We start from the raw sequence: 14,083 nt of genomic DNA, 5'->3' as shown, positions 1-14,083 counted from the left end.
ATCGCATAAATTGTTTTGGACATAGTGGTAAACAAGTTATCACTCCACATTCTGCACGACCACACTACACTGCAAAAAGTTTTTGTGTAGGCGATAATCCTTCTTTCGCTCAAAACTTATAGAAGATAAAGAACCAAAGCTGTAGTCCTTTTCTAATTTATACAGAACTTCCTCTATAGACAAGTATTCTCCTTCTAAGGAAAATTGAAATGACGTCACAATGCTGATGTCATTGGCCTTAACATGAGGTTCTTTAAAGTTAATAATTTTGAAGGAATTTTCTCCTGCATGTTCATTAAGAACTTTTAATAGATTGTTTTGAAGGGAGGAATTCCCAATCCTGTTTTCAGAAATAAAAGCATCAAAGTAAGCTTCTTTTTCCTTCAGAGAATTTATGTTTTGGAGTGATCCGGATTTTTGCTCGACCTGTTTCTTTATACTGTCTAATTCTCTTTTTACTTCAAGAGTGTTTGAAAAAGAGTATTGATAAGCTACTATAAGCATCAGAAAGAAGCCTATTATTAGCAAAACGTTTTTAATAGACTGCTTCATCTTCAATTAATTTTAATATAAGAAGAAATTTTGAAGTTCCCGCAGAGCTATAGCCGTAATCGCTAACCTTCACTTCTTCTATCCATGTAACATCTTCCAGATCTTTTATCCATAGTGAGAACTCCTCCTCATCCGTGCTTTCTCCTCCTAACAGAATGATATTCTTCTCTATTATTATAGGTTCATTTTCCTTTATTTGCTTTTGAAGGGGTTGATAATTTAATTGGTCAAAAAGTACTGAACCGGGTATTGTAAGGATTAGCCGGTTAAGGTAAAGGCTACTTTGGGAATTGCTGTTATTCAGAATATTCTCAACAATTTTTTCCTTTTCAAGTACCTCTTTATATTTTTCATCATAAGCCAGTTTCTGAGAAATTTCAATCTCATGCTTCCGGCTCAATTGTTGAAGCTCAGAATAGTAGGTTGAGAAAAACAGGTAGTTGATCAGTAGCATTACCAGGAGCAATATAACGGCAGATGCCAAACCTTTTCTGAAGAAAACTTTTTGATGATGTTCCTTTTTTAGTTCAAGGTTTTTAGTGATATAATTAGAAGTATAATATACGTTTCCAGATTGATAATTAAACAGGGATGCAAGAGGAAGTAAAAACTTGTAATTAATTGTCGTGTCTCCTATGTTGAAATTGGTATTTTCATTTCCTTGTCCTGCTCTGTCAAAGGAGATGATCTCTCTACCATTTGTATGGAGGATAAAAGAGGGCAAACGAACTTCCTGTTCCTTTATTATTCCGAGCAAATTTTGCAGAGAAAAGAACCCCAGGGAAAACCCAATGATCCTTATATTTTGCTCTTCAAAGGAAGAAATAATCTGATGAACCATCTTTTTTCTGCACAGGCCTACTATGCTTCCTTCAGAACTATGAAGGATCTCGTAATAAAAATCATTCAGCTCCACATTAGGAAAGGCTGAGGAGACCACTTTAGCATCGGTCCCTGTAGTTGTAGTTTCCTTTAAAAGTACCTGGCTGCTTGTAATACAAAGGAATGCATGTTGATTTTTTTTAAGCTTTCGGGCACATTTTAAAACTTTATTTGCCTCAAAAGTTTCCTCTACTTCAAATTCATTATTTTTTTTAATAGCCGTTAGTACAGAAATTCTGGAAGTATCATTGGAAGGAGAATAATATTCTATTCCGCAGAATCTTCTGCCATAGTTCCAGTATGAGAGAAAAGCCGAGATCATTAGTAGATTACTGTGGGTTTAATAAGAATGTTTAATTTCTTCTTTGAATCCTGCCGCCTCCTTTCACTGAACAGCCATTTGATAACAGGAACACGTGCCAATACCGGAACTCCTGAACCCGAATCATCTTTTGTTCGTTCTTCAATTCCTCCCAAGATAGCCACGTCCTGGTCGCGCATCCTGATGATAGAGGAGAACTCCCTACTATTCATTCCGGGAGGTGCATCTTCCGCTATACGCTCCCCGTTAAAATTGGACTGGATGACATTAATGTCAAGAGTTATCTCACCATCCCCCGATACAAATGGCATAATTTCTAAGGCAAGTTCGGCATCAATGGGGTAATAATTGGTTACTTCTGAAGTCTGCGGTATCTGAGAACCGAAGAAACTTTGGCTTGTTACTGCATAGTATGTTGTTTCTCCACTGGAGAGATGTGCTTTATGTCCATTCAGGGTGCTTAGTTTAGGAGTAGATAGAATTTTCAGATTTCCATTGGTCTCCATAGCTTTAATGTTCATATAGAATTCAGGTAGCACTTTTCCCATATTCAGAGAACCAAACCCATCAAAACCACCTATTATACGGTTTACAGTTTGTGCACCTAACTCCATATCAGTAGATGGGAAAGCTCTTCCTTCTGTTTGGACTGCTTCGTCGCCAAGACCAAAAGACACGCCTGTTTCTACTATTGCGGTTTTGTTCACTTCCAGGATCATTACCTCAATAAGGATTACCGGCACAGGTTTATCGATGTACTGTACGAAACTTTTAAATCTCTCAATTCTTGCTGCCGGGCCGCTCACAACAAAATTGTTTAATTCTGAATCTATCTTCACATCAATTCCTGCCATCAGTTCATCTGGAATAATTTTCTGAATACCTTCTGTATTGATTTCACTTGAAGTTTCGGAGCTTCTGTAGTTGTTGTTATTGGACGGTGACATGTTCCCGCCATTGAAATTTTGATTGTTTCCGGGATAGTAATTGGTGTTTGCAGCCATAAAATTATTCCGGTCTGCCCGTCTGCTTTGATTACTTCTCGAGGGATTGCTTAACATTTCAATAGACCTATGCATCATTTGAATAACCTCCACCTGCTTGAGTGCGAGTTGGTCTTCAGTTCCAAAAAAGTAAAGATCTCCTTCCTTTTTATAGGTAAAATTTCCGGAGCTTCCGAGGTTGTTGCCGAACTCATTCCTTAGCATGTTTTGATCTAGACGACCTTCCTGCTGAAGACTTTCTGAAGACCTGCCAGCATTGATACTCTCAAAAATATTATTTAGAAGATTGTCAAAAGATATTTCTTCAGCATTAACAGTGACGGTTCCCATTTCGGTAAGCGAGGAGGCTGTGAAAATATCTAGGTTCAGGTCGTCTCCAAGAGTGTAAATAATATCTTCTGCAGGAATATTGTTAAAATCTACTTTTAAAACCTTTTTATAAGGATCGAGGATGCTGTAATTGAAGTTATCTTCTCGGCTGATGATCCTATTGGCTGAAGATCTTTCACCACCAGTTTCTATAGGATTAAAAATAAAAAAGCCATCCCTGGATTGAGTAACCTCAAGATTATTTGAAATAGCCAATTTTTCCATGGCCGAATCGAAAGGTACACGAGCAAAATAAATCGAAAGTGGGAGGTTTTCCATTCCAGGAGCGAAAACAAGATTTTTGCCGGATACATCGGTGATCTTTCTAAATACTTTTTCAAGAGGATCATTTTGTAAATCTAAACTCAAGACATTGAGGGAAGGATCATATTGAGCAACAACTTCCTTTTCCGCAGGAATTTGTACCGGCGGTTGATATTTAGAGATGGAAATAATGTTTCCGGTGAATTGAATTTCGAGATCGTATTCCTTTACAAGAAAAACGAGTAAATCTGTAATGTTTACATCCGAAAAATTATTAATAACATTTATTTCCTCAAGTTGAGGAGAAACATTCAGGTTTATCCCATGAACCTTGGATATAGCCAGCAGTAAATTAGATAAAGTGGTATGGCTTATATTCACATTCACTTTTTGTTCAAATTCCGGGTGGTCAACTTTAAGAAGTTCAAGTTGATTTTCAATGGAATTAATCCTGCTGTCACTCTGGGAAAATGCTTTCAGGCTAAGGATAAGAAAAATGATATATATATACTTCTTGTAGGACATTAGTTTTCATTGTTTAGTAGGGAATAAACCTCTTCAATAGAGGTTTCTCCTGAAATGATCATCCGAATAGCATTGGTCTTTAGCGTGGATAAATTTTTCTCTAAAAAGTAACTATCAATTTCAGCTTCGTTCTGCCTTATTGATGGTTCAAGACTTTTGGTAATCGGCACGATTTCATAAATTGCTTTTCTTCCTTGGTATCCTGTATGAAAACAGGTTGGACAGCCTACCGGTAAAAAATGTTCAGTCATTTCTACAGGAACTTTAAAACCTTCTGGCAAAGCGGCTTCTTTAATTGCTGCCGCTTGTTTACAGTTATTGCATAATTTTCTCACCAGGCGCTGGGCCACACTGAGGTTTAGGGTGCTGGAAATGAGATAGGAAGGAATCCCCATGTCGATAAGCCGGGAAATGGTAGACCAGGCCGAGTTAGTGTGAATGGTAGAAAGTACCAGGTGTCCTGTTAAGGCAGCTTTTATGGCCATCGTGGCCGTTTTCTCATCTCTTATTTCCCCAACCATTATTATATCGGGGTCCTGGCGAAGAAAAGTCCTTAATGCCGCCGGAAAATCAAATCCTATATCTTCTTTCAGCTGTACCTGATTAACTCCTGCTAAAGTGTACTCTATAGGATCCTCAATGGTGAGTATGTTAGTGGTTTCCTGATTCAGTATTTTAAGTGTGCCGTACAGAGTTGTAGTCTTTCCAGATCCTGTAGGACCGGAGAGCAGTATAATCCCGTTTGGTTTTTTGATCCCTTCCATGTAGAGAGATAGTTCCTTTTCCGTAAATCCCAGGTCAGTTAAACTCACTTCTTCAGCATCTCTTTTAAGAATACGAAGCACTATCTTTTCCCCGTGGAGTGTTGGCAATGTAGAGACCCTAATATCAAAATCTTCCAGAGCAGACTTTACAGTTATTCGTCCATCCTGAGAAAGTCTTTTTTGAGAAATATCCAATCCAGCCTGGATTTTGATCTGGTTAATGATTTGTGGATACTCGGTTGAAGAAATTGAGAATTGTTCTTTTAATTTTCCGTCCAACCTCAAGCGCACTCTACATCGGTCCTCATATGGTTCTAAATGGATGTCACTACTACCGTAATCTTTGGCGGTTTGAAGCAGTTGTTGCAGAAAATTATTCTTATAGTTCAGTTCTTCTGTTTCTGCAGTTGTAGTTTGCCTATAATTGAGGGAGAGGTATGATTGTAAGGTAGTTGAAGTTTCCTTCTCAAGCTTTACATCATAGCCCAAAAGTATTTGAAGTTCCTGTTCCAGTTCGGAAAGGTTTTCTGCATCAGTTCGAAAAATGACATTATTTTCCCGCTTTTCTACAGGAACAATCCTGTGATGAAAAGCCTGATTTGCCGTTATCAGCTGCTTTAAAGATACCGGGATGTGAAACTGGTTATCCAATAAAATACAGGTTTTTATAAAGTCCGGACCAACTGCACAAATAGATAAATATTAAAAATAAGGAGGCATATCCCGCGAGGGGCACCGTCTCATTTTTTTTCCTTCGGGAAACAAAGGCATGGAGTCCTAGGGAAAAAATCATGCTAAAAACAAGGATGATTAGAAAAGTTTCTGAAGGAAAAGATACTGCCAGACCTAAAAAAAACAAAATGTCTCCTAAACCAATAGCCTCTTTTAGAAAGTTAACCCTCATCTTATAATGAGCATACAAGAATGCCATCAAACATATTCCTGCAACAGCCGCGACATTAAAAACAATGTTGGGTAGAAAAAGCCAGGAAAGGCTTCCAGTAAAATGGAAGTAACCTGCTATTAAAGTGAACAGAGGGAATAGAAACCACCATACAGCCCGTTCCTTTACATCCTGATAAAAGATAATTGAAAGGCCGGTTATGAGTAAAATTCTAAAAACAAGTGTGACTATCAATCTTTAATTATTTGTTTTGGATTCCCTTCATTGTCAATCTCCCAGACATTATAAATGCCGTCTCCATCAAAATCCACCACAGCAGTAGCACGTACTTTATAGGTGTTAACCGAGGCTTCTGTCACTTCGTACCGGTAATTTGCACTTCCATTTTCCAGGACTGTACGTGGTGCCTCATAATTAATCTCATTGAAATCGGCCGAATATTTTGAATGAAGATATTGAAACTGTCTCTGTAGGTTCGAGATGTACTTCAATTGAATCTGAGCCTCCTGCGCTTTTGTTTTACTTATCAAAGGCATAAAATTAGGAAGGGCAATTAGCAACAGGATACCTAAAATAGCCAACACAATTAGCATTTCCTGGAGGTTAAACGAAGGTATTTTTTTAATTCTCATAGTAGAACAATTTTAGTGGTTTCAGGATAAAATTTCAGGTGGGAAACCCGTAAATTTTTTACGGGTTGATGAGTATTTTAAAGTTGAATATTTAAATAAAACTGTCTATTCAGCGATTGATTTAATTGCTGAATTTTACAAACCTTGTAGTTAAACTTTTCCTAAGATGTGGTAAACCGTAAATATTTTACGGTTTTTCTTTCGAAGAGGAACTGGTGCATTTCTAGTTTAGACGTCTATTAACCTCAAAATCTATTTATTATGAAGTATTACCATGGAATTTTAACCGCTGTAGTTTTGGCTTTCTTTGCCTCTTGCGAAAAGGAAGATGTTACGGTTGAAGAAAACGTTGCTATTGAAAAACAGGGACAAGAAATTTCCGAGAAAACTCTGGAACTGATCTCATCTTTACATTTTAATAATAATGATGTGGAAGTCATAGATATGTTACTTCCCGATGGCTCTACTGAGAAAACGCTCCTATTGGAAGGGGATATCCTTATGACCCTTGATCAGTTGAAGGACATGCAGCCGGGAAAAATTACAACTAAACAGTATCGAACCTACAACCTGGTGAGTAGTCCCAGGAATGTGAATGTTATAGGGTATACGGGTGGCGCAGGACAGGGTTTAAGCTCAAAACAAAGATCAGCTTTACAAAGAGCTATTAATAATTACAATGCTCTTAATATCGGATTGAATTTCACCCTGACCTTTGGTACAAATTATGATCCGTACGATATTGTAGTATATCAAAATCCGAATGGTCAAGCAGGTGGGGTAGCGGGATTTCCTGAAAATGGTGATCCTTATAAGTATGTGCAGATTTTTTCAGGGATGGAAAGTTATAGCACTGCAACAAATGAACATGTGATAACGCATGAAATTGGTCATGCTGTAGGTCTCCGCCACACAGATTGGTTCAGTAGGCAGAGTTGTGGGCAAAGTGGAGAAAATGCGGATCCAGACGGTGCAGTCCACATCCCGGGGACTCCGACAGGATATGATCCCACATCTGTAATGCTCGCCTGCTTCGGTGCGAATGAAGACGGGAATTTTGGGTATTATGATGAGGTAGCATTAGGATACCTTTATTAGGGATTCGTGGTAGAATTAAAAGGGAGTACTCTAATGGGTGGCTCCCTTTTAATTTAATTTTTTATATAAAACTATATAATATTCAGTCTGTTTCTGAAGAACAGAATGAGTAGAGTTCAATGTTGCTTTAATCCCTACTTTTTTTATGGAAAACCGTACCTCCTGATTTTTCTTCTGGAATAATTTTGCATCTGTTAAGCAATGTATTTAAAAACTTGTGGTAGGGGCAAGTTTTTTTCTCATAGCAATTTGGTTAGCAAGTAGGAAGGAGGGCTTTGCTCTCCTTCTATTTTAGTACAAATCCAAGCTAAGTGAGTGGAACATACTTTTTCAATAGTAGGGTGTGACAAAAAGACCAGAGATGATTTGGCCAATATCTTTTCTGACTTTCCTCATTTTAAATTTTTATTTAACTCTAATGAACCAAAAGAAGCTTTAGATAAAATGATGATAGAAGCTCCAGCCCTGGTTTTTTTAGATATAGATAAAAACGACGGCATAAAAAATCCATTTAACCTTGTAAAAGATTTATATCCTTATGTGGACGAAATTCCGGCTTTTGTTGCCTTGTCAAATTCAAAAAGAAAAGCTTATGATGTTATTAAGAATGATTTCAAAGACTACCTCCTAAAACCTGTAAGTCATTTTGAGTTCAGAAAATTTCTTGTGAAATATAGCAAAGAATGGGCTAAAAAGAACCATGGGAAGATTTGTTTGAAATCTTATTCTGACTATCAAATAATTGATTTGAATGATGTTCTTTATTTACAAGCAGATAATAACACAACCGACTTTTACTTAATTCAAAACAGGAAAGTTACTGCTTTTAAAACTTTAAAGCTGTTTGAGTTCGCACTTCCCTCAAATTTTCTCAGGATCCATAATAGTTACATAATAAACGTAAGGCATATCTCACGGATAAATTTTGCCAGATCCCTTATTTTTTTAGATGATAATTCATTAAGTATTCCCTTTTCCAGGTCTTACAGAACTAGAGTTGACCAGATAAAGAACAATTATTCTTCTCCTTTGGCTATTGTTTCATAGTAAAATGATGCCATCTACCCTTTGAATGATGTTAAATACCATCAGAATGCTGCATTCTGCCTTTTAGAATATCCCGAGACAAAATTCTCAAAGTTTAAGCTCTAATTTTGAATCGTTAACAAATAATTAAGAATTCTTAGTAAGACTCAAAAAAATTCAATCGCCTTAACGCAGGTGATTTGGATTAATCAACAATTCTAAAAATTCTTTTAATTATGAAAAGGTTAACAATGTTTTTATTCTTTATATTTACATCAGGAAGCTTTGTTTCGTGTGATCCGGAAGAAATAACCGGGAGTACTGTAAAAGCCGGCGAAGAGGTGGAAATCTTTGCTGATACAGGTGATCAAAAGAAAGAGATAGATGACGATAAGAATACCGATTAGAAATTTAATTTTATATCAAAAATATAAACAGGGTTCTCTGCAGAACCCTGTTTTTTTTAAATTATTCTTTTATTTATTGATGACGGTATTTTTGTTCTCTTGCTCTGATGGAGGCTTAAAAAAATCTTCTGGTGTGGAGAATAAATACTATTCGGAAATATTAGATTCTATCAAGGCCAATAAATTTTCAGAAAATCTTAAAAAACAGGTATTGAGTGAATTATATAATGATTCTTTGGAGAATGTACTCTTTTCTCAGTTGGCATATTCTTACTATAAACAAGAAGACTCTGCTCAATTCCGCTTTTGGAACAGTAAAAACATGAAACTTTCACAGGTGATAGGAGATACAGCAGCCATTGCTGAGGCTAACTGGGATCTTGCCAATTTTTTTTACCAGCATAGGTTGTTGGATAGTTCTTATTTGCACTATAATAGAGCCCATAAATATTATGAATTGGATGAAAATAAGTTCATGGCAGGAAGAATGCTTTTAAATCTTGCTACAATTCAAAGTGATATAAGAGATTATGCAGGAAGTGAGGTGAATACTGTACGGGCAATCAAAAAATTTAAGCCCTTGAGAAAGGATAAACAACTTTACATGTCTTACAATAATCTTGGAATAATTTATAATGAACTTGGTGATTATGAAATGTCGATAAATTATCATTCTGAGGCTTTAGAATATTCTGAGGCGCTAAATGATCCACTTAAAACAGCAGCGTCTTATAATAATTTAGGAGTTGCTTTAAAGAATAAGAAGCTCTATAACCTGGCGGACAATAATCTTAATAAAGCATTAGAAACAGATAGTCTTTACTACAAAGACCCAGAACTTTACGCAATGCTTCTCGATAATCTCGCCCATACCAGGTTGTTAAAAGGTGATACATCAGGGGTTAAGGCTCAACTTTATAAAGCATTAAATATTCGCGATAGCCTTTCCTTTATTTCTGGAGTAACGGTCAATAAGTTGCATATAGCCGAATTTCTGCTTCAACAAGATGATACTTTGGGAGCAATCCAACATTCTAAAGATGCAAAAACTCTTGCCAGTTCCGGGAATAATTTTCGAGATGAACTTCAAGCTAATCTTTTTCTTTCTGCAATAGACAAGAAAAATTCTTCCAAATATTATTTGGACTATATCAGGTTAAATGATAGCTTAATAAGAGTTGAGAGGGCTGTAAGAAATAAGTTTGAGAGGATACGGTTTGAAACTGATGAATATATTGCCAGGAATTCCGAATTGAGTACCCAACGAAATTGGATAATTGCAGGATCAACAGGTACGGTTCTTTTGTTTTCCCTTTTACTAGTTATCCGAAATCAAAAAGCTAAGAATAAAAAACTGCAATTTGAACAAAAGCAGAACAAGGCTAATGAAGAGATCTATAATCTTTTACTGGAGCAAGAAAAAAAGCGAGAAGAAGGAAGTAGGAACGAGAAAATGAGAATATCAAGAGAATTACATGATGGAGTATTAGGCAGACTTTTCGGAGTCCGGTTTGTTCTTGGAAGCCACTATGAACAGAGTGGAGAATCACGCGACATTAAAGAAAAATATTTAGGAGAATTAAAGTCTATAGAAGAAGAAATAAGAAGAATTTCTCATGATCTTCAACACAATCATGGGATTAAGGAAGTTGGCTTTCTTCAATTAATAAGAAACTTACTTCAGGATAATGAAAATATACTTCTTGTTAAGGGAGAGCTTATTACCGATGAAAATATTGAATGGCAAAAAATACCATACAAAATTAAGATGAATCTTTATAGAATTATCCAGGAAGCTCTGTTGAATTCGGCTAAACATGGCAAAGCCACCAAATTTACTGTTAATTTTCAAAGCAAGGCAAGAAATATCTTGCTCAGGATTTCAGATAATGGCTGCGGTTTTGATTTAACCAAAACAACCGAAGGTATTGGTTTGTCTAATATGAAAGACAGAGTTCTCGACTGCAAGGGTAATATTGATATAAACTCTACTGAATCAGGTACAGAAATAGAAATTATAATACCAGTGTAAAATGCCTAAAAATATAAAATTATTGATGATTGACGACCATCCATTAATACTGGAGGGTTATAAGAGTAAGTTGTTACAATCATACACTTCAGATGAAATTATATTCTTCATTGATATGGCTAATAACTGTGATGAAGCATATAGTAAAATTAAAGATGCAGATAAAGAACATCCTTATGATGTAGTTATACTTGATATTGGTTTACCGGCGTCAAAAGATAATAGATTTCTTTCAGGTGAGGATATTGGAAGAAAATTAAGAAAAATATCTCCGCAAACTTCTTTGATTGTTCTTACCATGTTTGGGGAGAACCTTAGACTACTTAACATTTTAAAGAACCTGAATCCCGAAGCTTTCTTAATAAAAAGTGATATTACTCCAACAGAGTTTTTAAAAGCTTTTGAAAAGGTTCTTGAAGGAAAAGTTCATTATAGCCAATCTATAATTAATTTAATGAGAAGGCAGATAACCACAGACGTAATTCTGAATGAAAACGACCGGGCTATTCTCTATCATTTGTCAGAAGGAGTTAGAACAAAAGATCTTATTGATAAGGTGCCACTTTCACTGGCAGGAATTGAAAAGCGGAAAAAAGTAATGAAAGAGATATTTGAGGTGGAAGACGGTGGGGATCTTGCTTTAATTAATAAGGCTAAGAAAATGGGCTTTCTGTAAAATTTTCAAATCGTTTGTAATATATAAAGTCTCTATTCCATATTTTCTAGCTCAAATATAAGGTCCGCGCGCGCGGCTGCATATTTAGGTAAACGGAGTGGAAAAATTAAATCATGGCAGGAATTTATAGTTTTATTGACTAAAAACAGGGTCTGGGATTAGATTCTTTCAGGAACTGGTTCTAAAAAAAGTCCAAAAACTGCTATTTTGACCCACTAAAGACACTATATTAAAATCCACATACAGAACTCACTCCCTTAAGAATCATGGTAGCCAGTATACCAACTAGAATGGTTAAAAGTACAGGGTTTATTGCTCCAATACCAATGCCTGCTGCTATGGCTAATAATGCTGCTTCAAGTAATTTTTTTAATTCCGCTTCCTCATCGATTAAACGTTGAATTTCATCAGCAATGCCACAAAGTCCATTTTTTACTTTTTTAGCAGTTCTATTTCTGCTGAACCAGTTTAAAAATTTCTGAAATGGGTTCCAGGGGCCATACATTTTGTTAGCAGAAAGGTCTGCTGCCATTATTTGAGTTAACTGGCCGAGCTCTGGAGTATCATCTAAATCTTCTTTGTCTATTTCCCAGTTGATATTACTTTGCATATATCCAACAGGATCCTGAAAGGTAAGCACAGTCTGGAGCTGTCTTTCCAATTCATTAAGATCGAAGTGCTGATTGATTTCCTGTAATGTTGCCATTTTTTAAAGTTAATTGGTTGAGGATGAAAAGATAACCATACATCAGAAATTAAAAAATACCCATTAAAGGGTATTTTTACTTAAAAATATAAAAAAGGATTTCTTATAAAGATATTAATCCCGATCTTCCAGTGTGTTATCTAAACAGAGAACTTAACCTCAATCAATCTATTCTATACAACTAGTTTGGTGAGTCAAGGATAACTGCCATTCCGAATAAACCTTTTATCTACGAACATAGATTCTTTCCTGCATCATTTTCAGAAAACCTGCAACTTTACATTTCAAAAATCGTCTTTATGATAACAAATGGTTTTTTAATATGAAACGAACTTCAATTTTCCTGATCTCTATAATCGTTGTGACCTTTCTTTCATATAGGATTGAGTCGTTTGAATTTCTTTTAATAGCTATTATTTTGCTGCTGTTGGTCTTTTTAATTCTGTTAGTAATCATCTCCATTTTTAAAACGATCAATCCCAAAAGGTTTAAGACCCCTATTTTGATGCTTGCAGTAGGTTTAGCAGGTGTCCTTGCTTCCTTGTTACGTCCGTATGATGAAGCTATTCTTGAGGATGGCAACAGGAGTGAAAAATTGAAATATGCATATGAAACTGATCAGAAAGACCGAATGCAGCTCAAATCCTACGTTTTAGGTGAACTGAATTCTAGAGATAAAAAGAGACTGAAGCAGGTAAAGGAAATCTGTATGCAGGAGAATAATTTAGTACCTATAGATAAATTTCATGCCGCTTTTGTCTACCACCACAGTGACAACAGCAAAGATTATAAAATGGCCTACCAGCTTGCGGCTGCTGCATCAGAAGCGCCGTCACTCCAGAACCGTTATCAGGTTCAATGGTTAAGAAAAGCCGCCTATGACAGGTGGATGATATCAATTGGAAAACCAGAAAAATTTAATACTCAGGGAAAGTTTTCTGTTGAACTTAATTGAATAGGTGTGAACAAAATTTTTGTCTCAACCTGGCAACATTGCGCGGGCTTCTTCTTTTTTGGGTCCAGTCGAGCTGGAGGTTTTTTTTCAAACCTTAAACCAGCCTAGCGTAGAAATCCGTTTGAAACGAAAGGCAGTGCACGATAAAGCGCAGAATGCCAGTATTCCCAGTCATGGCCGCCATCTCTTACTCTTAATTCAGAAGGGATCTCAGCCTTCTGCATCGCGCGGTAAAAATCGAGGTTTATTGGAAGTAAGAAGTCATCGTCCCCACAATCTATAAACCACCTGATATCCTTTAGTTTTTCCTGTGTTTCTGCATCAGCATTGGAGACAAATTTCACCGCATGGTTTTCGAGGACGGTCCTGTTCAATTCTTTGCCTTTTTCATCTGCATCCTAAATTCCGCCGCCGGGTTCAATTCCTAGCCAGGCGCTCATGGCATAGACCGAGGAGTATCCGGGTGTTTCTGTGCATAAACGACAGATCCGCCGCCGCCCATGGAGAGTCCGGCAATCGCGCGGTGTTTCTTCTTGGGAATTGTTCTGTAGGTTTTTTCAATATGTGGGATCAACTCCTTAAAGAAGTAATCTTCGTAGGCCCACCTGTCCATGTTGAAATAACCATACCAGTCTGTTCCAGCATCTGGCATTACTATAATCATTCTACCGCTTCTTCAGCATTAATGAGCCGGTTGGCTACTTCCTTTACATGTCCTCGTTCTACCCAGTCTTTGTTGCTGCCGTACAAGCCGTGCAGGAGGTAGAGGACAGGATATTTTCTTTCTGTATCTGTGCTATAGCTTTTGGGAAGGTAGATCGAATAACTTCTTCCGGTATTGAGGATCTTGCTGCTCATGGTCTTAAATTCCGACACGCCCTGTGGCGGATTATAATTTTGAGAGTAGCCGACAAAAGTGCTGCCGATCAACAGGAATAATGTAAAAAATCTCTTCATGAGTTTAA

General features: G+C 36.7%; 15 protein-coding genes. 6 read left to right on the top strand and 9 right to left on the bottom strand.

The window, feature by feature from the left end; all coding sequences use genetic code 11:
• Positions 1 to 39: 39 nt before the first annotated feature.
• From OQ279_RS14890 to OQ279_RS14870, 5 genes are all read right to left on the bottom strand, one after another.
• A complete protein-coding gene (locus OQ279_RS14890) occupies positions 40 to 552 on the bottom strand; it encodes a hypothetical protein (RefSeq protein WP_266070799.1) in 513 nt (170 codons plus the stop codon).
• Positions 536 to 1,756: a hypothetical protein gene (locus tag OQ279_RS14885; RefSeq protein ID WP_266070798.1), complete on the bottom strand. Its 1,221-nt coding sequence runs from the start codon at positions 1,754 to 1,756 to the stop codon at positions 536 to 538. Before OQ279_RS14885 ends, OQ279_RS14890 begins: the two co-directional genes overlap by 17 nt.
• Positions 1,756 to 3,918, bottom strand: a complete 2,163-nt coding sequence (locus OQ279_RS14880; RefSeq protein ID WP_266070797.1) for a type II secretion system protein GspD — start codon at positions 3,916 to 3,918, stop codon at positions 1,756 to 1,758. Before OQ279_RS14880 ends, OQ279_RS14885 begins: the two co-directional genes overlap by 1 nt.
• On the bottom strand, positions 3,918 to 5,333 hold the full coding sequence (locus tag OQ279_RS14875) for a GspE/PulE family protein (RefSeq protein ID WP_266070796.1): 1,416 nt from the start codon (positions 5,331 to 5,333) through the stop codon (positions 3,918 to 3,920). Before OQ279_RS14875 ends, OQ279_RS14880 begins: the two co-directional genes overlap by 1 nt.
• Before the next feature lie 483 nt (positions 5,334 to 5,816).
• Entirely contained in the window at positions 5,817 to 6,218 is a 402-nt protein-coding gene (locus OQ279_RS14870; RefSeq protein WP_266070795.1) for a prepilin-type N-terminal cleavage/methylation domain-containing protein, read from the bottom strand.
• A 261-nt stretch (positions 6,219 to 6,479) separates the two neighbouring features.
• On the opposite strand from OQ279_RS14870, the gene OQ279_RS14865 reads away from it, so the two are divergent.
• The 5 genes from OQ279_RS14865 (at position 6,480) to OQ279_RS14845 (ending at position 11,457) form a co-directional block, all read left to right on the top strand.
• Complete coding sequence (locus OQ279_RS14865) at positions 6,480 to 7,316, top strand: M57 family metalloprotease (RefSeq protein ID WP_266070794.1); 837 nt, start codon at positions 6,480 to 6,482, stop codon at positions 7,314 to 7,316.
• Between the two features lie 315 nt (positions 7,317 to 7,631).
• Entirely contained in the window at positions 7,632 to 8,363 is a 732-nt protein-coding gene (locus tag OQ279_RS14860) for a LytR/AlgR family response regulator transcription factor (RefSeq protein ID WP_266070793.1), read from the top strand.
• Between the two features lie 215 nt (positions 8,364 to 8,578).
• Positions 8,579 to 8,749 (top strand): hypothetical protein, encoded by a 171-nt coding sequence (locus OQ279_RS14855; RefSeq protein ID WP_266070792.1) that lies wholly within the window; start codon positions 8,579 to 8,581, stop codon positions 8,747 to 8,749.
• Positions 8,727 to 10,781, top strand: a complete 2,055-nt coding sequence (locus OQ279_RS14850) for a tetratricopeptide repeat-containing sensor histidine kinase (RefSeq protein WP_266070791.1) — start codon at positions 8,727 to 8,729, stop codon at positions 10,779 to 10,781. Before OQ279_RS14855 ends, OQ279_RS14850 begins: the two co-directional genes overlap by 23 nt.
• A gap of 1 nt (position 10,782) precedes the next feature.
• Positions 10,783 to 11,457, top strand: a complete 675-nt coding sequence (locus OQ279_RS14845) for a response regulator (RefSeq protein WP_266070790.1) — start codon at positions 10,783 to 10,785, stop codon at positions 11,455 to 11,457.
• Positions 11,458 to 11,686: 229 nt separating this feature from the next.
• Here the strand turns inward: OQ279_RS14845 and OQ279_RS14840 are convergent, their stop codons facing one another.
• Positions 11,687 to 12,163 carry a hypothetical protein gene (locus tag OQ279_RS14840; RefSeq protein WP_266070788.1) on the bottom strand — a complete coding sequence of 159 codons (477 nt, stop codon included), beginning with the start codon at positions 12,161 to 12,163 and terminating at the stop codon, positions 11,687 to 11,689.
• Positions 12,164 to 12,665: 502 nt separating this feature from the next.
• Here OQ279_RS14840 and OQ279_RS14835 point away from each other — a divergent pair.
• Positions 12,666 to 13,118 (top strand): hypothetical protein, encoded by a 453-nt coding sequence (locus OQ279_RS14835; protein ID WP_266070787.1) that lies wholly within the window; start codon positions 12,666 to 12,668, stop codon positions 13,116 to 13,118.
• Between the two features lie 104 nt (positions 13,119 to 13,222).
• Here OQ279_RS14835 and OQ279_RS14830 read toward each other — a convergent pair whose 3' ends face one another.
• The 3 genes from OQ279_RS14830 to OQ279_RS14820 form a co-directional block, all read right to left on the bottom strand.
• Complete coding sequence (locus OQ279_RS14830; protein WP_266070786.1) at positions 13,223 to 13,492, bottom strand: alpha/beta hydrolase; 270 nt, start codon at positions 13,490 to 13,492, stop codon at positions 13,223 to 13,225.
• A gap of 62 nt (positions 13,493 to 13,554) precedes the next feature.
• The gene (locus OQ279_RS14825) at positions 13,555 to 13,782 is read right to left on the bottom strand and encodes an alpha/beta hydrolase-fold protein (protein WP_266070784.1); all 228 of its coding nucleotides are present in this window, start codon (positions 13,780 to 13,782) and stop codon (positions 13,555 to 13,557) included.
• Positions 13,779 to 14,075, bottom strand: a complete 297-nt coding sequence (locus tag OQ279_RS14820) for an alpha/beta hydrolase-fold protein (RefSeq protein ID WP_266070783.1) — start codon at positions 14,073 to 14,075, stop codon at positions 13,779 to 13,781. Before OQ279_RS14820 ends, OQ279_RS14825 begins: the two co-directional genes overlap by 4 nt.
• Positions 14,076 to 14,083 lie beyond the last annotated feature (8 nt).

It is taken from the genome of Salinimicrobium profundisediminis (assembly GCF_026241755.1).
GTDB classification, from domain to species: domain Bacteria; phylum Bacteroidota; class Bacteroidia; order Flavobacteriales; family Flavobacteriaceae; genus Salinimicrobium; species Salinimicrobium profundisediminis.
The sequence above is the reverse complement of the archived record's forward strand: the minus strand, read 5'-3'. Positions and strand labels throughout refer to the sequence as shown.